The 20,991-nt window shown below is 67.9% G+C and carries 23 protein-coding genes; 8 read left to right on the top strand and 15 right to left on the bottom strand.

Annotation, left to right across the window (positions count from 1 at the left end):
• Positions 1-10: 10 nt before the first annotated feature.
• The 5 genes from FBY28_RS17150 to FBY28_RS17130 form a co-directional block, all read right to left on the bottom strand.
• Positions 11-1,189 carry a sensor histidine kinase gene (locus FBY28_RS17150; RefSeq protein ID WP_141868634.1) on the bottom strand — a complete coding sequence of 393 codons (1,179 nt, stop codon included), beginning with the start codon at positions 1,187-1,189 and terminating at the stop codon, positions 11-13.
• 119 nt (positions 1,190-1,308) lie between these two features.
• Positions 1,309-2,052 carry a phosphoglyceromutase gene (locus tag FBY28_RS17145; protein WP_141868633.1) on the bottom strand — a complete coding sequence of 248 codons (744 nt, stop codon included), beginning with the start codon at positions 2,050-2,052 and terminating at the stop codon, positions 1,309-1,311.
• Positions 2,053-2,075: 23 nt separating this feature from the next.
• Positions 2,076-2,570, bottom strand: coding sequence for a type III secretion system chaperone family protein (locus FBY28_RS17140; RefSeq protein WP_141868632.1), 495 nt, complete (start codon positions 2,568-2,570; stop codon positions 2,076-2,078).
• An 88-nt stretch (positions 2,571-2,658) separates the two neighbouring features.
• A complete protein-coding gene (mshA, locus tag FBY28_RS17135; RefSeq protein WP_174241665.1) occupies positions 2,659-3,975 on the bottom strand; it encodes a D-inositol-3-phosphate glycosyltransferase in 1,317 nt (438 codons plus the stop codon).
• Between the two features lie 44 nt (positions 3,976-4,019).
• Positions 4,020-5,300 carry an ROK family protein gene (locus FBY28_RS17130; RefSeq protein ID WP_141868631.1) on the bottom strand — a complete coding sequence of 427 codons (1,281 nt, stop codon included), beginning with the start codon at positions 5,298-5,300 and terminating at the stop codon, positions 4,020-4,022.
• Positions 5,301-5,528: 228 nt separating this feature from the next.
• On the opposite strand from FBY28_RS17130, the gene FBY28_RS17125 reads away from it, so the two are divergent.
• Positions 5,529-6,287, top strand: a complete 759-nt coding sequence (locus FBY28_RS17125) for an SDR family oxidoreductase (RefSeq protein ID WP_141868630.1) — start codon at positions 5,529-5,531, stop codon at positions 6,285-6,287.
• On the opposite strand, the gene FBY28_RS17120 is transcribed toward FBY28_RS17125, so the two are convergent.
• Both FBY28_RS17120 and FBY28_RS17115 read right to left on the bottom strand, forming a co-directional pair.
• On the bottom strand, positions 6,284-7,636 hold the full coding sequence (locus FBY28_RS17120) for a L,D-transpeptidase (RefSeq protein WP_286178169.1): 1,353 nt from the start codon (positions 7,634-7,636) through the stop codon (positions 6,284-6,286). The two genes, FBY28_RS17125 and FBY28_RS17120, sit on opposite strands and share 4 nt — an antisense overlap.
• A gap of 15 nt (positions 7,637-7,651) precedes the next feature.
• Positions 7,652-8,707 (bottom strand): UDP-N-acetylmuramate dehydrogenase, encoded by a 1,056-nt coding sequence (locus tag FBY28_RS17115; protein WP_141868629.1) that lies wholly within the window; start codon positions 8,705-8,707, stop codon positions 7,652-7,654.
• 25 nt (positions 8,708-8,732) lie between these two features.
• Here FBY28_RS17115 and FBY28_RS17110 point away from each other — a divergent pair, with 25 nt between their 5' ends.
• From FBY28_RS17110 to FBY28_RS17095, 4 genes are read left to right on the top strand one after another with little or no spacing between them, the layout of a single operon-like run.
• The gene (locus tag FBY28_RS17110; protein WP_174241664.1) at positions 8,733-9,239 is read left to right on the top strand and encodes a DUF2505 domain-containing protein; all 507 of its coding nucleotides are present in this window, start codon (positions 8,733-8,735) and stop codon (positions 9,237-9,239) included.
• Complete coding sequence (locus tag FBY28_RS17105) at positions 9,218-10,033, top strand: class I SAM-dependent methyltransferase (RefSeq protein ID WP_174241663.1); 816 nt, start codon at positions 9,218-9,220, stop codon at positions 10,031-10,033. Before FBY28_RS17110 ends, FBY28_RS17105 begins: the two co-directional genes overlap by 22 nt.
• Before the next feature lie 10 nt (positions 10,034-10,043).
• Positions 10,044-10,859: a carbon-nitrogen hydrolase family protein gene (locus tag FBY28_RS17100; protein WP_141868628.1), complete on the top strand. Its 816-nt coding sequence runs from the start codon at positions 10,044-10,046 to the stop codon at positions 10,857-10,859.
• On the top strand, positions 10,856-11,791 hold the full coding sequence (locus FBY28_RS17095) for an LmeA family phospholipid-binding protein (RefSeq protein ID WP_141868627.1): 936 nt from the start codon (positions 10,856-10,858) through the stop codon (positions 11,789-11,791). The genes FBY28_RS17100 and FBY28_RS17095 overlap by 4 nt, the downstream gene beginning before the upstream one ends.
• Here FBY28_RS17095 and FBY28_RS17090 read toward each other — a convergent pair whose 3' ends face one another.
• The 5 genes from FBY28_RS17090 to FBY28_RS17070 all read right to left on the bottom strand — a co-directional run bounded on the left by FBY28_RS17090 (position 11,792) and on the right by FBY28_RS17070 (position 15,015).
• The gene (locus tag FBY28_RS17090) at positions 11,792-12,205 is read right to left on the bottom strand and encodes a DUF2599 domain-containing protein (protein WP_141868626.1); all 414 of its coding nucleotides are present in this window, start codon (positions 12,203-12,205) and stop codon (positions 11,792-11,794) included. It abuts the gene before it with no gap.
• A gap of 4 nt (positions 12,206-12,209) precedes the next feature.
• Positions 12,210-12,491 carry a DUF2516 family protein gene (locus tag FBY28_RS17085; RefSeq protein WP_174241662.1) on the bottom strand — a complete coding sequence of 94 codons (282 nt, stop codon included), beginning with the start codon at positions 12,489-12,491 and terminating at the stop codon, positions 12,210-12,212.
• A 40-nt stretch (positions 12,492-12,531) separates the two neighbouring features.
• A complete protein-coding gene (locus FBY28_RS17080) occupies positions 12,532-13,167 on the bottom strand; it encodes a heparin-binding hemagglutinin (protein ID WP_141868624.1) in 636 nt (211 codons plus the stop codon).
• A gap of 11 nt (positions 13,168-13,178) precedes the next feature.
• Positions 13,179-13,637 (bottom strand): helix-turn-helix domain-containing protein, encoded by a 459-nt coding sequence (locus tag FBY28_RS17075; protein ID WP_141868623.1) that lies wholly within the window; start codon positions 13,635-13,637, stop codon positions 13,179-13,181.
• Between the two features lie 85 nt (positions 13,638-13,722).
• Positions 13,723-15,015 carry a DUF445 domain-containing protein gene (locus FBY28_RS17070; RefSeq protein WP_174241661.1) on the bottom strand — a complete coding sequence of 431 codons (1,293 nt, stop codon included), beginning with the start codon at positions 15,013-15,015 and terminating at the stop codon, positions 13,723-13,725.
• Positions 15,016-15,082: 67 nt separating this feature from the next.
• Here FBY28_RS17070 and FBY28_RS17065 point away from each other — a divergent pair, with 67 nt between their 5' ends.
• The 3 genes from FBY28_RS17065 (at position 15,083) to FBY28_RS17055 (ending at position 17,648) form a co-directional block, all read left to right on the top strand.
• Positions 15,083-15,799 (top strand): TetR/AcrR family transcriptional regulator, encoded by a 717-nt coding sequence (locus tag FBY28_RS17065; RefSeq protein ID WP_286178503.1) that lies wholly within the window; start codon positions 15,083-15,085, stop codon positions 15,797-15,799.
• A gap of 6 nt (positions 15,800-15,805) precedes the next feature.
• Positions 15,806-16,678 carry a polyphosphate kinase 2 family protein gene (locus FBY28_RS17060; RefSeq protein WP_141868621.1) on the top strand — a complete coding sequence of 291 codons (873 nt, stop codon included), beginning with the start codon at positions 15,806-15,808 and terminating at the stop codon, positions 16,676-16,678.
• Between the two features lie 124 nt (positions 16,679-16,802).
• Complete coding sequence (locus FBY28_RS17055) at positions 16,803-17,648, top strand: endonuclease domain-containing protein (protein ID WP_216847766.1); 846 nt, start codon at positions 16,803-16,805, stop codon at positions 17,646-17,648.
• A 45-nt stretch (positions 17,649-17,693) separates the two neighbouring features.
• Here the strand turns inward: FBY28_RS17055 and FBY28_RS17050 are convergent, their stop codons facing one another.
• The 3 genes from FBY28_RS17050 to aceA all read right to left on the bottom strand — a co-directional run bounded on the left by FBY28_RS17050 (position 17,694) and on the right by aceA (position 20,950).
• Entirely contained in the window at positions 17,694-18,566 is an 873-nt protein-coding gene (locus tag FBY28_RS17050) for a cyclopropane mycolic acid synthase family methyltransferase (protein ID WP_141868619.1), read from the bottom strand.
• 119 nt (positions 18,567-18,685) lie between these two features.
• The gene (locus FBY28_RS17045) at positions 18,686-19,540 is read right to left on the bottom strand and encodes a 3-hydroxybutyryl-CoA dehydrogenase (protein ID WP_174241660.1); all 855 of its coding nucleotides are present in this window, start codon (positions 19,538-19,540) and stop codon (positions 18,686-18,688) included.
• Between the two features lie 123 nt (positions 19,541-19,663).
• The gene (gene aceA, locus FBY28_RS17040) at positions 19,664-20,950 is read right to left on the bottom strand and encodes an isocitrate lyase (RefSeq protein WP_141868618.1); all 1,287 of its coding nucleotides are present in this window, start codon (positions 20,948-20,950) and stop codon (positions 19,664-19,666) included.
• Between the last annotated feature and the right edge of the window lie 41 nt (positions 20,951-20,991).

The raw sequence follows: 20,991 nt of genomic DNA, 5'->3' as shown, positions 1-20,991 counted from the left end.
GCAGCCTTCCTCATTCTTCTTCATCATCGGCCGAATGGCCCTCAGGTATCGCCGGAATCGACAGGGTGAACGTCGAACCGGTGCCCGGCTGACTCCACAACCGAATCGATCCGTTGTGATTGGCCGCCACATGCTTGACGATCGCCAATCCCAGACCGGTGCCGCCGGTGGCGCGTGAGCGCGCCTTGTCGACCCGGAAGAACCGCTCGAAAACCCGCTCCTGGTCGGCGCGGGCGATACCGATTCCGCGGTCGGTCACCGCGATCTCGATCTCGTCGCCGCGGCGACGCCGACTGATCGACACGTCCGATCCGTCCGGGGAGTACGCGATGGCGTTGGACACCAGGTTGGCGATCGCGGTGACCAGCAGCCGCTCGTCGCCGAGCACCCGGAAACCCGTCGGCGCATCGGTGGTGATGGCGATGTGCGCGCTGTCGGCGGCCACCTTGTAGCGCGAGACCGCCTCGGCGACCACACCGTCGACGTCGACGCTCTCCAGATCCGGCAGCGGTTCGGCCCCCTGCAACCGGGACAGTTCGATCAGCTCACCGATCATGTCGGCCAGCCGCACCGATTCGATGATCATCTTCTCGGCGAACCGGCGCACGGTGTCGGGATCCTCGGTGGAGGCCAGCATGGCCTCGGCGAGCACACCCATGGCCCCGACGGGGGTCTTGAGCTCGTGGCTGACATTGGCGACGAAATCTCGGCGGGTGGCCTCCATGCGGGCCTGTTCGGACTGATCCCCGACGAACACCACCGCGAACTGGTGTGCGCCCTCCACCAGCAACCGCACGTGTCCGCGGACGGCAAGCCCCGAACGGCCGGACTTCTGGCGTTTGCGCGGGGACAGGTCGATATCGACATCGGCACCGGTGGCCAGACAGCGCTGCACCGCCTGCCAGGCGCGGTCGTCGAGCAACCGATCGCGCACCAGGCCGAGTTCGATGGCCTGGTCGTTCATGTAGACGACATCGCGGAAGGTGTCGACGACGACGATCCCCATCGGGGACATCGCGGCGATATGGCTGAGCATTTGGGAGACGGTGATCCCGCCGCCTTCTTCGATGTCGCGCTCGGTCCGGCGGGCGGTGATCCTGCGCATCGCCACCATGCCGGCGGCGACGCCGATTCCGAGCGCGAGCACAGCCAGCGCTGCCGCCAACAGCAGCGCGGAACCGACACTCACGCGAAAATCGTACGCATCAGGTGAACGACATCCCAGCAGCAAGCGGCCGAACCGGGACAAGTCACACGCAGAAAGACCAGTATTCGGCGGCCGTTTACCTGACGCTCACCTGGTGCGCGCTACTTGGCGCCCTGCGCCGCGACGGCCGCGGCCCCGGCGGCGGCGGCCTCGGGATCCAGGTACTTCCCGCCGGCCACGGTGGGCTTGAGGTTTTCGTCCAGCTCGTAGAGCAGCGGGATACCGGTCGGGATGTTCAGGCCCACGACATCGGCGTCGGACATTCCGTCCAGATACTTCACGAGGGCACGCAGCGAGTTGCCGTGTGCCGCGATCAGCACCGTCTTGCCTGCCTTGAGGTCGGGCACGATCGCCTGCTCGAAGTACGGGACGAAACGCTCGACGACATCGGCGAGGCATTCGGTCAGCGGGGCCCCGCCCGGGATGTCGGCGTACCGCGGGTCGGCGTCCTGGCTGAACTCGCTGCCCTTCTCGATCGGCGGCGGCGGGGTGTCATAGCTGCGCCGCCACGCCATGAACTGCTCTTCGCCGTACTTCTCCTTGGTGGCGGCCTTGTCCAGGCCCTGCAGCGCGCCGTAGTGCCGCTCGTTGAGCCGCCAGTCCCGGTGCACCGGGATCCAGTGCCGGTCGGCCGCGTCCAACGCCAGGTTGGCGGTGGTGATGGCGCGGCGCAGCAGCGAGGTGTAGAGCACATCGGGCAGCACGCCCTGTTCGGCGAGCAGCAAGCCGGCGCGCACCGCCTCGGCCCGGCCCTTGTCGGTGAGGTCGACATCGACCCAGCCGGTGAACAGGTTCTTCTGGTTCCAGTCGCTCTCGCCGTGGCGCAGCAGGATCAAGGTCGGCATGACTGGAATCTTGCCATGACCGTTCAGTCCTCGATGAGGTGCTCGAAAGCTTCGAGGTTCTTCAGGGATTCGCCGCGGGCCACCCGCCACTCCCATTCCTTCTGGATGGACGAGCGGAAGCCCAACTCCAGCAGGGTGTTGAAATCACTGTCGACGGCTTCGAGCACCTGTCCGAGGACGCGGTCGATCTCGTCGGCGGTCACCGAACTGTTGGCCATCCAGCCCACCAGGTAGATGTCGCCGAGATTGTCCAGCGTGTAGGCCACCCCGTAGAGCCTGCGGTTGCGCTTGAGCAGGAACTTGTAGACGGACTCGAAGTTCTCGTCGGGACGGCGGCAGACGAAGGCCTCAACCCGTACCGAGTGCTCGCCGACGCTCAGGATGGTGTTGGTCTTGAGCCTGCGCTCCCCCGGCAGGGCCACCACGAGGCCGGGCAGACCGCCCTTGACGCCTTTGTGCTGGGTGTATTCCAGATCGTTGGCGGCCAGCGTCTGTTCGATGATGTCGGTGACACTCATGCTCGTCCCGCCCTCGCTCCGGTCCTCGCTCGTACCTCGCTGCGATCCTCACTCACGCGCGACTTCGCGGTGACACTCATGCTCATGCTCATGCCCGCACCCCCCGGCGCAGCGCGAAACGACGGCCGGTCCGCCGGGTCGGCGCCGATCGGGGATGCCGGGACCGGTAGTCGGTGATGGCGCGGCCGTAGCTGTCCATCAGCCCGTCGACGGTGTGTGCCCAGGAGAAGGTCGCCGCGTGCGCGACGGCGGCCGCGCTGAGGCGATCAGGATCGCCGGCCAGCACCGACCGCAACGCCGCCGCCCAGTCCCCGGCGTCGTGGCCGTCGACCAGTGCACCGGTCACACCGTCGCGCACCGCCACCGGCAGACCGCCGACGGCGGCGGCCACCACCGGGGTGCCGCAGGCCTGGGCCTCGACGGCGACCAGTCCGAAGGATTCGTTGTAGCTCGGCACCGCGACCATGTCGGCAGCGCGATAGATACCGACCAATTCGTCACGTGATTGGGGTGGGAGGAATGTCACGCGATCGGTGATACCCAACTCGGCGGCCAGTCGAACAAGCCCGTTCGGGGTGTCCATTCCGGACCCGGACGGACCGCCGGCGATCAGCACCCGCAGGTCGGCGACCCTGGCCGCCGCCCGCAGCAACACGTCCGGCGCCTTCAACGGCTGGATGCGACCGACGAACGCGACCACCTTGTCGCCCTCGGCCAGCCCGAGTGCCGCGCGGGCCTGGCGCCGCGAGCCGGGCGTGAACACCGCCAGGTCGACGCCGGGATGCACCACGTCGATACTGGTCGGGTCGGCATGGTGCAGCGAAACCAGTTGGCGCGCCTCGATTTCGGTATTGACGATCAGCCGATCTGCCTCGTCGACCACCTGTTGTTCGCCGACCGAACGCAATACCGGTTCGGGGGTGTCGCCGTCGGCGAGAGCGGCGTTCTTGACCGCGGCCAGCGTGTGGGCGGTGTGCACCAGCGGCACCGCCCAGCGGTCGGATGCCAGCCAGCCCACCTGACCGGACAGCCAGTAGTGCGAATGGACGATGTCGTAATAGCCGGGCTCGTGGGTGGCCTCGGCGCGCAGCACCCCCGCGGTGAAGGCGCACAGCTGGGTGGGCAGATCGTTCTTGTCCAGTCCCTCGAACGGGCCGGCCACCACGTTGCGCACCAGAACCCCGGGCGCCACCTGCACCACCGGCTCATCCGATGAGGACGTGGCGCGGGTGAAGATCTCCACCTCGACGCCCCGGCGGGCCAGTTCGAGCGCCGTCTGCAAGACGTAGACGTTCATTCCGCCGGCATCGCCGGTACCGGGTTGCGACAGCGGTGAGGTGTGTACCGACAGGACCGCGACGCGGCGGGCCTCCGTCAGTCCGGACGGCTCGGGTACGACACGCACAAGCTCATGTCTACACCTGCGGCGAACCGGCGGAACCTGCGGGATCAGGACGCGCCGAGCACCGCGGCCGCACTGCGGCGCTGCTGCGCCCGGCGCATCGCGGCGATCGGGTCGGCGTAGAGGCCGCCGAGGGAGACCACACCGGCACCGGCCTCCTGCACCCGGTTGCCGAACGCCGTCACGCGGATATCGCGCGCACCCAGCACCGAGCGATCCGCGAATGCCCGCTCCACCAGTTCCATCCCCTCGGGATATTCGGTGAAGGCCTGGCCGCCGACGACGAGGTCGTCGGGGTTGAGCATGTCGCGCAGCAGGGCCACCGCCTCGCCGAGCACGCGGGCCCGTTCGGCCAGCAGGGCGCGGGCTCCCTCGTGGCCGCCGCGCGCAGCCCGCAGCACCGTCACCATCGTCGAGGCGGGGCCCTCGGCCGGGATGATGCGCTGGGCCCTGGCCGCGTTGAGGACCGCCTCGTCGCTGACGGTCGACTCCAGTTTCCCTGAGCCGCCGAGCAATTCGGAGCTGACCGGCAACGCCGCGATGGTGCCCGGCCCACTGGCCGGCGAGTGCACCCGCCCGCCGATGGACAGCGCGTAACCCACGGTCTCCCTGGCATACACGTAGAGACTGGTTCCGGACTGCGTGTTCGGGCGGCGCACGGCGAGCAGCAGTTCAGCACCGGCCATGGCGTCCACGTGCGAGGCGACCGATACCGGTAGCCCGAGCGTCTCGGCAAGCACCGGCCCGACCGGCGCCTCGGCCCAGCCCAACCGCGGGTGGTCGAGATACCCCGAGGTGCTGTCCACCACGCCGCCACTGGCCACACCGACCCACAGCGGGCGGCGCCGATGCCAGCGGCTCAGGTAGCGGCTCGCGCTGCCGGCCAGTGCGGCCAGCGCCGCGCTCTGGCTGCCGCGCGGGGTCGGCGTCTCGACGACATCGAGGGTGCGGCCGAGCAGATCGGTGGCGACGATGCTGGTGGTCTTGGCGCCGATGTGCAGGCCGAGGGTCAGGAACGGCTCGTGGTTCACCTCGACCGGGATCCGGGGACGGCCGATCGCCCCGGACACCGCGAGGTCGGCCCGCTCACGCAGCACACCGGCGTCGAGCAGGGCGGTGACCTGGCGGTTCACCGTGGCGATGCTCAGGCCGGTGACCCGGGCGATCGCGTCACGGGCGATCGGTCCGCGCTGCCGGGCGGCGCCGAAGACCGATGCCGCGGCCACCTCGGCGACCTTGAGTGACGGCGCGACGATGTGATGGCGGGCCAACAGGGCGCGCTTGGCGTGTGCGGCGGGGGTCTGACGAACAACGGTGGCGGTGCTCACGATGGGTGTCCTCTGGGCTGGGTCGTGGAAGGGGTGGGCTTCTGCCACACCGGCGACTCAGCGGGACGAACGAGGTCCTCAGGTCAGCAAGGCGCGGCGGGTGCGCAACAACAACACGCACTCCGCACGGCGAGACGGCTCGCCTGGCTGATCGAGATCACGGCGTCAAGGTAACACGGGGATCGCCTCCCGCGCGACGGGTGGATACCGCCGCCTAGTGTTGTCACCATGACGACCTCAACCGACACGCGTCGCGTCGCAGTGGTCACCGGTGCCAGTGCCGGCATCGGTGAAGCGACCGCCAAAACCCTTGCCTCCCTTGGCTTTCACGTGGTCTGCGTGGCCCGCCGCGAGGCCCCCATCCAGGCGCTGGCCGCCGAGATCGACGGCACCGCCATTGTGGCGGACGTCACCGACCCGGCCGCGGTCGCGTCGCTGGCCGAGCGACTGGACCGCGTCGACGTGCTCGTCAACAACGCCGGTGGCGCCCGCGGCCTGGAGTCGGTGGCCGAGGCCAATATCGAGCACTGGCGCTGGATGTGGGAGTCCAACGTGCTGGGCACCCTCCAGGTCACCAAGGCCCTGCTGGGAAAGCTGATCGACTCCGGTGACGGGCTCATCATCACGGTCACCTCGATCGCCGCCCTGGAGACCTACGACAACGGTTCGGGCTACACCTCGGCCAAGCACGCCCAGGGCGTGCTGCACCGCACGCTGCGCAGCGAGCTGTTCGGAAAACCGGTGCGGCTCACCGAAGTTGCGCCGGGAATGGTCAAGACCGACTTCTCACTGAACCGCTTCGACGGTGACGAGGGCCGCGCCGAGAAGGTCTACGCCGGGGTGACCCCGTTGGTCGCCGAGGACATCGCCGAGGTCATCGGGTTCGTCGCCAGCCGACCGTCGCACGTCGACCTGGACCTGATCGTGGTGCGCCCGCGCGATCAGGTGACCGGCGCGACCGGATCCCGGATCAACCGCCGGACCTAACGGCCCGCCGTCGTCGGCGCCACCGTCGATGTCGAAGTCGATGTCGAGGTCGGGGACGAGGTCGGGGTTCCCGACGGTGTCGGCGCACCGCTCGGGGTGACCGGAGCGGTCACCGGGATGCCCGCGGGCGGGCTGTCGTTGCTCAGCGCGGACATGGCCTGCCACTCGCTCCACGGCACCGCCCAATCCCAGATGTCGCCATCGGCGTAGGACAGGTCGATGCGGGTGCCGGTCACCTCGACCGGGTCGCCGTACAGCGCGGTCTGGAAGTACTGCTCGGCATCGGTCAGCGAGAGGTTGATGCACCCGTTGGTGACGTTGCTGTTGCCCTGGGCGCCCGAGCTGGCCGGGTTGGCGTGGATGAACTCGCCGTTGTTGGAGATGCGCACCGCGAAGCGCTCCCGCACGTTGGCGTAACCCGCGGCCGGGTTGGTCATGTAGAAGTCCTCGTACTTCTCGGTGACCACATGGATACCGCTGCGCGTGACGTTGCGGTCCAGGTCGCCTTCGCCGTAGCTGCACGGGAAGTCCATGATGACCGCGCCCGCACCGTCGAGCACCTGGATGCGGTGGCTGGAGGCCTCGGCCTTGACCACCTGGCGACGCCCGATCGTGAAGTCCAGCGTCGAGTCGGCCGCACCGTAGGCCTGCGGCCCGAACTTCACCCCGTAGAGGTCGGCGTCCACATGCACGGTGGTGCCGGTCGGGTAGTAGTCCTTGGTCCGCCAGTGCACCCGCGAACCGCCTGCCTCATCCGGTAGCCAGGCCCAACTGCCCTCCACCGCCGGGGTGGTGGTGACCTTGAGCGCCTTCTCCACGTCCGCGCGGTGCTCGTCGGCGATCGCCGCGTCGAACTGCAGGATGATGGGCGCCGCGACGCCGACGGTCTGACCGTCGGACAACTGGAACTGGCCGTTGACGGTGGTCTGTGGGTTCACCGTGCGGAAGCCGCCGGTGACGGGAACCGCCCGGCCGTCCTGGCCGACCACCGACCCGGACCAGGTGTATTCGGCCCCGTAGCCCAGTGGTTCGGAGACGGTGAACTCGGTGCGGTCGCGGTTGAGTTTGCCGGCGACCACCTTGCCGTTGGCATTGGTCAGGGCGATCTTCTGGAACCAGCCATCGCTGACGACCACCCCGGCGGGCGAGGTCGGGGTGATGTCGGTGGCCGCGTCGTCCGGGGTCAGCGTGAAGGTCGGCGCCTTGGCGGCGGCGGATTCCTCGGCCTGGGGAGTTCCGGCGGGCTTACCGGCACAGGCCGCCAGCAGTCCGGCACCGCCCAGGCCCATCAATGCGAGCGCACGACGCCGGCTCAGCGGCGCGTTCTCGGACTCGGCGGGTGGTCTCACGTGGACCAAGAGTACCTAGAGCACGCAGCCGACCAGTACGGGCTCGGGTGTGAGCTCGATCCCGAAACGTGCGCGGACACCATCCCGAACGGCCCTGGCCAGGGCCAGGACGTCGGCGGTGCCGGCGCCGCCGCGGTTGGTCAGGGCCAGCGCATGCTTGGTGGACAACCGCGCGAGCCCGTCGTCGCCGGGATATCCCTTGCCGAAACCGGCCTGCTCGACGAGCCAGCCGGCGGCCAGTTTGACCCCGTCTGGGGCCGGATAGTGCGGAACAGGCCGGTCGACGGCGTCCCGCAGCCGCTCGTAGGCCTGCTCGGTGACGACCGGATTGGTGAAGAACGATCCGACGCTCCAGGTGTCATGGTCGTCCTCATCGAGCACCATGCCCTTGGCTGCCCGCAGCTGCAGCACCGCCGCGCGCACCCGGTCCGGCTCGACCCGCTGCCCCGGCTCGGCGCCGAGGCGGGCGGCCAGCTCGCCGTAGCGCATCGGCGCGGACAGACCGTCGGCGTTGAGGGTGAACTCGACTTCGGCGACGATGACGGCCGACTGGTGCTTCAGCACGCTGTGCCGGTAACCGAACTCCAGCCGGTGCGGACCCACCCATTCGGTCAGCCCCGTCCGGCGGTCCAGGATCCGCACCCGGGAGATGGTGTCGGCCACCTCGGCGCCATAGGCGCCCACGTTCTGGACGGGGGTTGCGCCGGCGGATCCGGGGATACCCGACAGGCACTCCAGGCCGCCGAGACCGTGTGCGAGGGCGGCCACCACGACGTCATCCCACAACGCGCCGGCCTCGGCCCGCAGCACCGCACCGTCCACCGAGATGCCGGTGGTGGCGATCCGGACCACCGTCAGTCCGGTGCGATCGTCGGCCAGGACCACATTGGATCCGCCGCCCAGCACCAGCACGTCCTCGGAAACCGGTAGCGCCGAAAGGGTGGCGATCAGCTGTTCGGTGGTATCGCAGGTGATCAGACGCCGTGCCACCGGACCGACGCGCAATGTCGTCCACGGGGCGACCGCGACGTTCTCGGCAACCGCCGCACCGGCGAAAGTCGGACTGACCACGGACGCTAACGGTAGCGTGCCGGCTATGCCGCGTAACCATGACATGGCGGCCGCGTACGGATGCAGCGTCGCGCAGTTGTTCGTGGCCTTCACCGACCGGACGTACTGGCTCGAGCGGCTGGAGAAGTCCGGCTGCGACGCGGTCAACCTCGACGAGCTGGCCACCCGCCCGGACGGCGGCGTGAACATCGGCACCACCCAGACCGTGCGGTTTCACCGGTTGCCCGGCTTCGTCAGCCAACTCCATTCCGGCGACCTGACACTGGTGCGCACCGAATCATGGGAACCGATCGTCGACGGACGGACCTCGGGCATCATCACCGGTACGGTGCCGGGTGCACCGGTGCGGGTCACCGGGAAGGCCGCGTTGCGTGACAGCGCCGACGGTGCCCAGCTGGACGTGCATGTCGTGACCGAGGTGCGCATCCCGTTGGTGGGCGGCAAGATCGAGGGCTTCATCGGTGGCCAACTGGCCGAGATGGTCCGTCTGGAGCAGGAGTTCACCGAGACGTGGGTCAGGGACCGCAGCTGAACAAGCCCGTCGGCTCGCCACAGGGCAAACCGACCCGTGGCACCACGGGGTACAACCGGCTGCGCCGCAGCGACCGCTGGCTCGTGCATTCGCCGCGGGTGCGGGCCGCCCTGCACGCCGCCGCCGATCCGCTGGTGGTGGACCTCGGCTACGGTGCGCTGCCCGTCACGACGCTGGAATTGGCCGGGCGATTGCAGACGGTGCGCGCCGACGTACGGGTGACGGGCCTGGAGATCCACCCGGAGCGGGTGCGCATCGCCCAGCAATCAGCCACGGCCGCAGTGCAATTCGGTCTCGGAGGGTTCGAACTCGCCGGGTTGCGTCCGATCCTGGTGCGCGCGTTCAACGTGTTGCGCCAATATCCGGTCGAGGAGGTCGAGCCGGCCTGGGCGCAGCTGTGCCGGCGGCTGGCTCCTGGCGGTCTGCTGGTCGACGGCACGTGCGACGAGCTCGGGAGGCGTTGCTGCTGGGTGCTCTTGGACGCCGACGGGCCGATCAGCCTGACCCTGGCGTGCGATCCCTTCGATATCGACAGGCCGTCGGATCTGGCCGAGCGACTGCCCAAGATCCTCATCCACCGCAATATCGACGGGCAACCCGTCCACACCCTGCTGGCGGCCGCCGACCGGGCCTGGGCCGGCGCGGCCGGGCACGGGGTGTTCGGCCCGCGGGTGCGCTGGCGGGCGATGCTCGCACAGCTGCGCGCCGAGGGTTTCGCCGTGGACCCGCCGCGGCGGCGACTGCGCGACGGGGTGCTCTCGGTGCCGTGGGCGACCGTCGCCGGGCACGGCTAGCCTCGAGTCCATGCGGATTGCCCTGGCTCAGATCCGGTCCGGCACCGATCCGGCGGCCAACCTCGAGCTGGTCGACCGGTACGCCACCGAGGCCGCCGATGCCGGTGCCCGGTTGGTGTTGTTCCCGGAGGCGACCATGTGCCGGTTCGGGGTGCCGCTGGGGCCGGTGGCCGAACCGCTGGACGGCCGCTGGGCCGACGGGGTGCGCCGGATCGCCGCGCGCACCGGCATCACCGTCGTGGCCGGCATGTTCCGCCCGGCCGACGAGGTGCCCGCCGGCCGGGTCGCCAACACCCTGCTGGCCGTCGGTGCGGGAGTCGACGCGCACTACGACAAGATCCACCTCTACGACGCGTTCGGCTTCCTCGAATCCGCGACCGTCGCCCCCGGCTCACAACCCACCGTCATCGACGTCGACGGCGTGGGTGTCGGGCTGACGCTCTGCTACGACATCCGCTTTCCCGAGCTCTACCTCGAGCTCACCGATCGCGGCGCGCAGCTCATCACGGTGCACGCGTCGTGGGGCACCGGTCCGGGCAAGCTCGACCAGTGGACCTTGCTGGCCCGGGCCAGGGCCATCGACACCACCGGCATCGTGGCGGCCGTCGGGCAGGCCTACCCCGGTGACGAGATCGCCGCGCTCGGCCCGACCGGTGTCGGGGGCAGCCTGGTCGCCTCGGCGACCGGCGAGATCCTCGCCGCCGCCGAGGCCGATCCGCAGCTGGTGGTGACCGATATCGACCTCACCGCCGCCGCGAAGGCCCGGGACACCATCGCGGTGCTGGTTAACCGCGTCCGATTCGCTAAGGCACAATCGACTGCGTGACCGATCCCTGGGCCCGCCCCACCGACGGGGTGAACCCGCCGCCGTACGAAGCGCCGGCAGCAGCGCCCGCCGAACCGGCGGCGTCGACGTCCACATCGACCCCGACCCCGACCCCGACATCGACGCCGACACCGACTCCCCCCTCGAGCCCGCCACCGTCCGCGCCGTCGAGCTCGAACAAGTTCACGAAGCTTTTCCGGGACCCGCTGTCGATCGTGCTGGTGGTGGTGATCGTGGCCGCCCTGGCGCTGGCCGGTGTCGTCGGCGCCGAGCTGATCGCGCGCAAGATCGCCGATGACACCGTCTCGCGGGTCACCTCCTGCGTCGTGCAGGACAACGTCGACGTGTCGTTCGGCCCCCGGCCGTTCCTGCTGCAGCACTTCGCCAAGAACTACAACAACATCACCGCGACCACGGCGGGCAACCGCATCCGTGAGGCCGAGGGGATGAAGGCCGAGATCGTCATCAACGACGTCCGGGTCACCGGAAACCCCGAGTCACCGGGCACCGTGGGCGCGCTGGACGCCACCATCACCTGGTCGGCCGATGGCATCAAGCGCACCATCCAGAACGCCGTGCCGCTGGTCGGCAGCTTCGTCAACGGCGTGACCACCAACCCCGCCGACGGGACCGTGGAACTGCAGGGCACGCTGGGCAGCATCGTCGCCAAGCCCGTGGTGCGTAACCAGGAGCTGACGCTGACCGTGGAGCGGTTGACCGGCCTGGGCTTCGTGCTCCCGCGCGAGAGCGTGCAGCCTGCGCTGGACGCCTTCCTCAAGCAGATGACCGAGAACTACCCGATGGGCATCCACGCCGACAGCGTCGAGGTCACCGATACCGGCGTGATCGCGAAGTTCTCCACCCGCAACGGTGTCATGCCCCCGGGGCGCAGCGGCGCGGGCGGCGACCCGTGTTTCGCCGGGTTGCCGTAGCTAGAACGGTTCCTCGGTGCCGCCGGGATTACAGCCGGCGGCAACGAGTTCGGCGTCGGTGACGACGGGCCGCCATGGCTCCAGATTCCAGCTCGTCTTACCGGGCTCGACGAACTCGGCGAACTGCCAGTGGCAGTTGAACTGGGACTGCATACCCGGGATGTCCGCCTCCGGGGCCAGCGTCAGCACCTGCGACCAGGCCTGGTTCTGCTGGGGCTGGGTGCCGGGAATCGCGGCCTGCGAGCGGCCGAGGGCCGTGGGATACACACGCAGGCTCTTCAGGTCGCCCCACTGCACCCATTCGGTGTGGTCGATATAGGCCGGTTCGGTCTCGGCGGTCGAGATGGCCGCCGGGCCGGACAGCAGCAGCCCCGCCGAGCAGAGGACGACGGCTGCGATTTCGCGGTGACGCATCGGTTCAGCGCGACTTTCCCTGGATCTCCAGCAGTCTGGGCCGCACGTCGACCAGATACACGCCTGCGGCGCAGGCACCGATCGCGGCACCGAACCCACCGCTGATCAGCAGGCTCAACAGCACTCCGGCCCCGAGGATCAGCAGCCACACCGGCTTGGTGAGCTTGCCCGCGGCGGTATAGGCGTCCGGGCGCTGCATCGCGGCGTGGATGAACGCGTAGAGGCCCACCAGGGCCACGACAATGCCCAGGGCAAAAAGAATGGCACCCGCCAGGTTTGCAAGCATCACACTTGCAGCCTATGCGGGTGCCACCTTGTTGGCGAACCTACTTCTGGGTGACCTTCTTGGCCGGAGCCTTCTTGGCGGCCGGAGCGGCGGCCTTCTTGGCGGCGGCGGGGGTGGCCTTCTTCGCCGGAGCCTTCTTGGCCGGGGCGGCCTTGGCGGGCTCGGGGGTCTCGGCGGCCTCGGCACGCTTGGGCAGCTCGACGCCGACCAGCTTGGCGGCGCGCTCACCGACCGCGCGGGTCTGGCTGGCGACGGTGCCCAGCGCATCCTGGGTCAGCTCGACGGCCTGGTCGGTGACCTCTTCGACGCGCGAGGCGGCCTCTTCCAGCGCCGGCTGGTTGCGCAGGCGCTCCAGGGCGGCCTCACCGCGCTCGACCAGCTTGTTGTACTGGCTCTGCGCCTCGTCGGCGTACTTGTCGGCGAGCTTACGCAGCTCCTCGGAGGTCAGCTTGTCGCGCAGCTCGTCGAACTGCGAAGGCAGCTCTTCCTGGAGCTTGTTGAGCCGGGCGCGGCCTTCCTCGACGCGGGTCTCGGCGTCGGAGCGGGCGTCACCGGCGCGGTCGCGCAGGGTCTCGACGATCTCGTTGACCTTGGCCAGTGCCAGGTCGGCGGCGCCGACCGCGGCCAGCAGCGGGGCCTTGAGATCTTCGATGGTGGGCTGATTCTTCTCGGTCATGACGATTCCTTTCAGACAGTGGACGGTTGCGCCGGTGCGGCGTCTTCGGTGTCGGGATGGTCGATCTCGGCCTCGGCGTCGGCCCTCTGCACGGCCTCGGCTTCCGCTTCGTTCTGCTGACAGAACGATGTGTAGATGTCGAGCAGCACCTGCTTCTGCCGCTCGGTGATGGCGGTATCGGTCACGATGGCATCGCGCACTTTGTTGCCCTCGCTGGGTTCGAGCATCCCGGCCTGGATGTAGAGCACCTCGGCGGAGACACGGAGTGCCTTGGCGATCTGGTTGAGCACATCAGCCGACGGTTTACGCAGTCCCCGCTCGATCTGACTGAGGTAGGGATTGCTGACCCCGGCCTTCTCGGCGAGCTGGCGCACCGATACCTGCGCCGCCTCGCGTTGAGTCCTGATGTAGCTGCCGATGTCCTGCGCAGCGTGTGCCACAACGCCGGCGAGGTTGTCGTCCTGCGTCATGGTGCCTCCTTCATCCGTAGCTTTTGGCTGACAGATTCCACGGTGGCACGAGGTGCTAACTATTGCAAGCAGTCTGCTAGCAGTCTCAGAAGAGCAACTGGGCGGCGGTGTAGATGGCCAGCCCGGCCAACGACCCGACGACGGTGCCGTTGATACGGATGAACTGCAGGTCACGGCCCACATGGAGCTCGATTCGGCGACTCGCCTCGTCGGCATCCCAGCGCTCGATGGTCTCGGTGATGATCGCTGTGATCTCCGTCCCATATTGCGAAACCAGGTGCTGGGCACCCCGCACGATCCAGGCATCGACCTTGGTCCGCAGGTCGGCGTCATCGCGCAGCGACTCCCCGATCCGCACCACCGTGTCGGCCACCCGGCCGCGCAACGCCGAGGACGGATCCTCCACCGACTCGAGCAGGATGCGCTTGGCCGTCGTCCACGCCGTCTCGGCGGCGCGCGCGACCTCGTCGCGGGCCATGATCTGTTCCTTGACGTTCTCGGCCCGCTGGATGGTGGCGGCGTCGTTCTGCAGGTCGCCGGCGAACTCGAAGAGGAACTTGGTGGCCGAGCGGCGCAACTCATGATTGGGGTCACGGCGCACCTTGTCGGTGAAATCCATCAACTCGCGATGGATGCGATCGCCGACCAGATTGTCCACCCAGCGCGGCGACCAGGTCGGGGAGTCCCGCTCGATCACCCGCTCGATCACCTCACCGGAGTTCAGCGACCACTGGAAGGCACGGTCGGCCAGCAGCTGCAGCAGCGCCTCCTGCCGCCCCTCGTCGAGCAGGCTGGTCAGCACTCGCCCGATCGGCGGCCCCCACTGGGGCTCGGCGATGCGCTTGACGATCATCCGGTCCAGGACCTGCTGGACATCCTCGTCACGCAGCATCTCCACCAGCACCCGCAGCACCGTCGCGACCTCGGCGGCAACCCGCTCGGCATTGCGCTCGTCGGCCAGCCACTTGCCGGTGCGGGAGGCGACATCGGCGTCCCGCAACTTGGTGGCGATCACGTCGGGGGACATGAAGTTCTCCCGGACGAAGGCGCCGAGCCCCTCGCCGAGTTGGTCCTTCTTGCGTTTGATGATCGCGGTGTGCGGAATCGGGATGCCCAGGGGGTGCTTGAACAGCGCGGTCACCGCGAACCAGTCGGCCAACGCGCCGACCATGCCCGCCTCTGCCGCGGCCCGCACGTAACCCACCCACGGCGCCGCGTCACCGCGCGACTGCAGCCACGTGCACGCCAGGAACACCACGGTGGCACCGACGAGAAAACCCGTCGCCACGACCTTCATCCGGCGCAACGCCAGCCTGCGCTGTTCGTCGGCCACCGAATCGGCACCGGCCAGCGACTCAGCAAAACTTCTCTGCACCACTCCCCCATCATCCGCCAACGCGCAGCCGGCTCCTCCACCGTAGTATCAAGGCGACCTAGTGAACGGAATGGAACTCTCGACGGTGGCACAGCAGGGCTCCGCGGCGATGAAGACAGATGGCCGCAAACGACGCTGGCATCAGCACAAAGTCGAACGGCGCAATGAGCTCGTCGACGGCACGCTGGAGGCCATCCGCCGCCGTGGCGCCAATGTGAGCATGGACGAGATCGCCGCCGAGATCGGTGTCTCCAAGACAGTTCTCTACCGCTACTTCGTCGATAAGAACGATCTGACGACCGCGGTGATGATGCGCTTCGCCCAGACCACCCTGATTCCCAACATGACCGCGGCACTGTCGACCGATCTGGACGGTTACGAACTGGTCCGGGAGATCACCCGGGTCTATGTCGACACGGTGGCCTCCGAGCCCGAGCCCTACCGATTCGTCATGTCCAACAACTCGTCGGCGCGCACCAAGGCGATCAACGATTCCGAGCAGATCATCGCCAGGATGCTGGCGGTGATGCTGCGCCGCAGGATGCAGGCGGCCGGAATGGATACCGGCGGGGTCGAGCCGTGGGCGTTCCACATCGTCGGTGGGGTGCAGCTGGCCACCCACTCCTGGATGTCCAACCAGCGGATGACCGCCGACCAGCTGATCGACTACCTCACGATGCTGTCCTGGAGCGCGCTGCGCGGCATCGTCGAGGTCGGGGGTTCGCTGGAGAAGTTCAACGCCCAGACCCATCCCTCCCCCGCGCTGCCGCCACACCTGCTTGACTGAGACGTTGTGAGCCAGGACAACGCCTCCGAACTGTCGAAGCTGTGGAGCCACGAACCCCACACCCATCTGAAATTCCGCCCCGGGGACAAGGTCTCCGAGATCAATGCCGAGGCCACCCCGGGGTTCACCGGGTCCAAGTCCGACGCCCCGGCCCTGGCCGCCGAGCGCGGTGAGCGATTCGCCGGCCTGCAGGAGATGCTCTACGCCAACAGCCGCAGCGGTGACCATCGGTCGGTGCTGCTGGTATTGCAGGGAATGGACACCGCAGGCAAGGGCGGCATCGTCAAACACGTTGTGGGAGCGGGCAATCCACAAGGCATCCAGTACACCAGCTTCGGCAAGCCGACACCGGAGGAGCTCTCGCACCATTACCTGTGGCGGATCAACAAGGCGTTGCCGTCGGCCGGGCACATCGGCGTCTTCGACCGGTCACATTACGAGGACGTCCTGATCGTGCGGGTGCACAATCTGGTGCCGCCGGACGTCTGGGGTGCGCGCTACGACGAGATCAACGCCTTCGAGCGCGAACTCGTCGACACCGGCACCACCATCGTCAAGGTGGCGATGTTCGTCTCGCTCGACGAGCAGAAGCAGCGGCTGACCGACCGGCTCGAGCGACCGGACAAATACTGGAAGTACAACCCTGCCGATGTCGACGAGCGGCTCAAATGGCCGCTGTATCAAGAGGCATACCAGGCGATGCTGGACAAGACGTCCACCGACTACGCCCCGTGGCACATCGTGCCGTGCAACCGGAAGTGGTACAGCCGGCTGGCGGTCCTGGAGCTGCTGATCGAGGCGCTCAAGAGCCTGGACCTGAGCTGGCCGCCCGCCGAGTTCGACGTCGAGGCCGAGAAGAAGCGGCTGGCCGAGGCCTGACCTTCTCGCCGAGACTACGGGTTGTGGCGCCGACCGGCCGACTGGACGCCAATTCCCGTAGTTTCGGCGAAAGGGAACCGAACTACCCCGCACTGCGTCCAAGACTTGTGTGGGGGACATCTTCTTGGCCAGCGAGGCCTTGACCGCAGGCCTGGTGACTCGGCATTCACTGCAGACCAAGTACCGCAAGGTGCACCAGAACGTCTATGCGTCAAAGGATCTCGCCATGACGGCGCGCATCCGAGCCCAGGCGGCCTGGCTCTGGTCCGGTCGATCTGCCACGCTGGCGGGATACTCCGCGGCCGCGATGCTGGGCAGTAGGTGGCTGCCCGACGACGCGCCGGCCGAGTTGGCGCGCGTCCGCTATGCGTCCCCAGCCGGAATCCGAGTGCACAGCGGAGCCCTCGCCCACGACGAGGTGACCGTGATCGGCGCGATGGACTGCACCACGGTGGCCAGAACCTGCTACGACATCGGTCGCGCCCTTCCGTTGGATACCGGCGTCATCCGTATCGACGCACTACTGAACGCCACCGGCGTACCCACTCATCACGTCGCGTCCATCGCGGAGCGCTACCCGGGAGCACGCGGTATCCGCGGCCTACGCAAGGTTCTGGATCTGGTGGACGCGGGAGCCGAGTCACCACAGGAAACCCGCCTGCGACTGCTTCTCATCCGGTCGGGCCTACCCCGGCCCACGACCCAGATTCCGGTCGGCCGCCGCCGCGTCGACATGGGCTGGCCGCAGTGGCGGGTCGGGGTCGAGTACGACGGTGAACATCACTGGTCTGACCCGCAGGCCTACGCCGCAGACATCGAGAGGCTAGATTTCCTGGCCGCCCAGGGCTGGGCGATCGTTCGGGTGAGCGCGGTTCAACTCCGATACCGGCAGGCGGCAATCGTCGGCCGGGCCCGTCGAGCACTCGAACTCGCCGGATATCGCGCCGACACTACGATTTGTGGCGCCTAGGAGCCGGTTCGGCGCCAGAAACCGTAGTCTCGACGCCGAAGGCGCCTACTTGACGAGGGTGAACTGCCCGATGTTGGTGATACCGCGGCGGAAGAAGTCGGCGCACCCAACCAGGTACTTCATGTACCGGTCGTAGACCTCCTGGCCCTGCATGGCGATCGCCTCGTCCTTGGCCGCCTCCAGGTTGGCCGCCCACATGTCCAGCGTGCGGGCGTAGTGCGGCTGCAGCAGGTGGATGCGCTGCAGATCGAAGCCGGTATCGGCGGCCAGCTTCTCGATGTCCTCGACGGCGGGCAGCTGGCCGCCTGGGAAGATCTCCTCGCCGATGAACTTCATGAACTTCAGATCGCTGAGCGTGACCTTGATGCCGTTGGTGCGGAAGAACTCCTGGGTGTGGGCCAGGATCGTGTGCAGCAGCATCCGGCCATCAGCGGGCAGGATGTCGTAGGCACGTTGGAAGAACAGCGGATAGCGCTCGGCCTTGAAGGCTTCGAACGCGCCGATGGAGACGATGCGATCGACGGGCTCGTTGAACTCTTCCCAGCCCTGCAGCCGGATCTCGACATTGCGCGTGGTCTCGACCTTGGCCAGCCGCGCACGGGCGTACTCGGACTGCGCCTTGCTCAGCGTGATGCCGATGACGTTGACGTCATAGTTGATGAGCGCTCGTTCCAGCGCGCCGCCCCAGCCGCAGCCGATGTCGAGCAGGGTCATCCCCGGCTCCAGCGCCAATTTGCCCAGCGCCAGGTCGAACTTGGCGTTCTGCGACTCGTCGAGGGTCATATCCTCGCGCTCGTAATAGCCGCAGGTATAGCCCATCGTGGGTCCGAGGAACAGCGCGAAGAAGTCGTTGGAGATGTCGTAGATGGACTGCGACTCCTCGTAATACGGCTCCAGACCGGACTCAACCTTCGACATACGAAAACAACCCCTGGTGTTGATCAGAAATGACGTTGGCAGGCGCTCACGGTTCAGCAGCCCCCGCATCGCATTGGACGACTTTACCCCATACGGCCCGGCCGGATAATTAGCCAAGCTCAGTAACTGTAGAAACCCTTACCCGACTTCTTGCCCAGGTGACCGGCCTCGACCATGCGCAGCAGCAACGGCGGCGGGGCGTACAGCGGCTCCTTGAACTCCTCGAACATCTTGTCCGCGATCAGCTTCAGGGTGTCGAGTCCGACCAGGTCGGACAACCGCAGCGGGCCCATCGGGTGCGACAGCCCGCCGACGACAGCGGTATCGACATCCTCGATGGTGGCGAAGCCGGCCTCGACCATGCGGACCGCCGACAGCAGGAAGGGCACCAGCAGCGCATTGACGACGAATCCGGATCGATCCGAACACCGCACCACCTGCTTGCCCAGCACGTTGGCGGCGAAGCCCTCGACCCGCGCCGCGGCGGCCTCGTCGGTGACCAGCGTCGAGATCAACTCGACCAGCGGCAGCACCGGCACCGGGTTGAAGAAGTGCAGGCCCAGCACCCGCTGCGGATTCTGGGTCGCCGCAGCGATCTTCATGATCGGAATGCTGGAGGTGTTCGACGCCAGCACGGCCTCGGGGTCGGTGATGACCCGATCGAGCTCGGCGAAGACCTTCGCCTTGACGTTCTCGTCCTCGACGATCGCCTCGATGGTCAGCTGGCGGTCGGCCATATCGGCCAGGCTGGTGGTGAACGCCAACCTCGCGATGGCCGCGTCGCGATCGGCCTCGCTGAGCTTGCCCTTGGCCGCGGCCCGGTCCAGCGACGCGGTGAGCCGCGCGCGCCCGGCGGTGATCAGATCGTCGTTGGGCTCGAAGACCAGGACCTGGGCTCCGGCCTTCGCACACACCTCGGCGATCCCGGCGCCCATCTGTCCGGCGCCGATGACACCCACGCGTTCGATGCTCAACTGATTCTCCTTGACTCCGGACAGCCGTCAGGCCCCGCCCGCGATGCACGGACGGGGCCTGACGCTATCAACCCGTGATGACGAAGCCTTAGTGGCTCAGGTTGTCGGTTCCACTTCGCAAGCTCAGTGGAACTGGCCCTCTTCGGTCGAACCCGCCAGCGCGGTGGTCGAGCTGGTCGGGTCCACGGTGGTGGCGATCCGGTCGAAGTAGCCGGCGCCGACCTCGCGCTGGTGCTTCGTCGCGGTGTAGCCGCGCTCTTCGGCGGCGAACTCGCGCTCCTGCAGCTCGACGTAGGCGCTCATCTGGTTGCGGGCGTAGCCGTAGGCCAGATCGAACATCGAGTAGTTCAGGGCGTGGAAGCCGGCGAGGGTGATGAACTGGAACTTGAAGCCCATCGCGCCCAGCTCGCGCTGGAACTTGGCGATCGTGTCGTCGTCGAGGTGCTGCTTCCAGTTGAACGACGGCGAGCAGTTGTAGGCCAGCATCTGGTCCGGGAACTCGCTCTTGACACCCTCGGCGAACTTCTTGGCCAGCTCCAGGTCCGGGGTGCCGGTCTCCATCCAGATCAGATCGGAGTACGGCGCGTAGGCCTTGGCGCGGGCGATGCAGGGCTCCAGGCCGTTCTTCACGCGGTAGAAGCCCTCGGCGGTGCGCTCGCCGGTGATGAACGGCTGGTCGCGCTCGTCCACATCGGAGGTGATCAGGGTGGCGGCCTCGGCATCGGTACGGGCGATGACCACGGTCGGCACGTCGGCCACGTCCGCCGCGAGGCGGGCCGAGGTCAGGGTGCGGATGTGCTGCTGGGTCGGGATGAGCACCTTGCCACCGAGGTGGCCGCACTTCTTCTCCGAGGCCAGCTGGTCCTCCCAGTGCGAACCGGCGACACCGGCGGCGATCATGGCCTTCTGCAGCTCGTAGACGTTCAGCGCACCGCCGAAGCCGGCTTCGCCGTCGGCGACGATCGGGGCCAGCCAGTTCTCGACCGAGGTGTCACCCTCGACCTTGGCGATCTCGTCGGCACGCAGCAGCGCGTTGTTGATGCGGCGGATGACCTGCGGCACCGAGTTCGCCGGGTAGAGGCTCTGGTCGGGGTAGGTGTGACCGGAGAGGTTCGCGTCACCGGCGACCTGCCACCCGGACAGGTAGATGGCCTTCAGGCCGGCACGCACCTGCTGCACGGCCATGTTGCCGGTCAGTGCACCGAGCGAGTTGACGAAGTCCATGTCGTGGAGCTGCTCCCACAGCACCTCGGCGCCACGGCGGGCCAGCGTCGCCTCTTCGACGACCGTGCCCTGCAGCGCGACGACGTCCTTGGGGGTGTAGGTGCGGGTGATGCCCTTCCAGCGGGGGTTGTGGTCCCAATCGTGCTGGATCTGTTCCGGGCTCTTCGGCGTGCCAACGGTGGACATGGTTGCTCCTATCGATTTCGGCAACTCGATTTGTTAACGCT

The organism is Arthrobacter sp. SLBN-53 (genome assembly GCF_006715585.1).
In the GTDB taxonomy this organism is placed as follows: domain Bacteria; phylum Actinomycetota; class Actinomycetes; order Mycobacteriales; family Mycobacteriaceae; genus Mycobacterium; species Mycobacterium neoaurum_A.
Note: the sequence above shows the minus strand (reverse complement) of the source record. Positions and strands in the feature narration are given on the sequence as shown.

Excerpts from the sequence above, each read along its gene's own strand:
- FBY28_RS17145 (WP_141868633.1), bottom strand. The coding sequence starts at position 2,052 with ATGCCGACCTTGATCCTGCTGCGCCACGGCGAGAGCGACTGGAACCAG.
- FBY28_RS17140 (WP_141868632.1), bottom strand. The coding sequence starts at position 2,570 with ATGAGTGTCACCGACATCATCGAACAGACGCTGGCCGCCAACGATCTG.
- FBY28_RS17125 (WP_141868630.1), top strand. The coding sequence starts at position 5,529 with ATGACGACCTCAACCGACACGCGTCGCGTCGCAGTGGTCACCGGTGCC.
- FBY28_RS17110 (WP_174241664.1), top strand. The coding sequence starts at position 8,733 with ATGCCGCGTAACCATGACATGGCGGCCGCGTACGGATGCAGCGTCGCG.
- FBY28_RS17100 (WP_141868628.1), top strand. The coding sequence starts at position 10,044 with ATGCGGATTGCCCTGGCTCAGATCCGGTCCGGCACCGATCCGGCGGCC.
- FBY28_RS17090 (WP_141868626.1), bottom strand. The coding sequence starts at position 12,205 with ATGCGTCACCGCGAAATCGCAGCCGTCGTCCTCTGCTCGGCGGGGCTG.
- FBY28_RS17085 (WP_174241662.1), bottom strand. The coding sequence starts at position 12,491 with ATGCTTGCAAACCTGGCGGGTGCCATTCTTTTTGCCCTGGGCATTGTC.
- FBY28_RS17080 (WP_141868624.1), bottom strand. The coding sequence starts at position 13,167 with ATGACCGAGAAGAATCAGCCCACCATCGAAGATCTCAAGGCCCCGCTG.
- FBY28_RS17075 (WP_141868623.1), bottom strand. The coding sequence starts at position 13,637 with ATGACGCAGGACGACAACCTCGCCGGCGTTGTGGCACACGCTGCGCAG.
- FBY28_RS17065 (WP_286178503.1), top strand. The coding sequence starts at position 15,083 with ATGGAACTCTCGACGGTGGCACAGCAGGGCTCCGCGGCGATGAAGACA.
- FBY28_RS17050 (WP_141868619.1), bottom strand. The coding sequence starts at position 18,566 with ATGTCGAAGGTTGAGTCCGGTCTGGAGCCGTATTACGAGGAGTCGCAG.
- aceA (WP_141868618.1), bottom strand. The coding sequence starts at position 20,950 with ATGTCCACCGTTGGCACGCCGAAGAGCCCGGAACAGATCCAGCACGAT.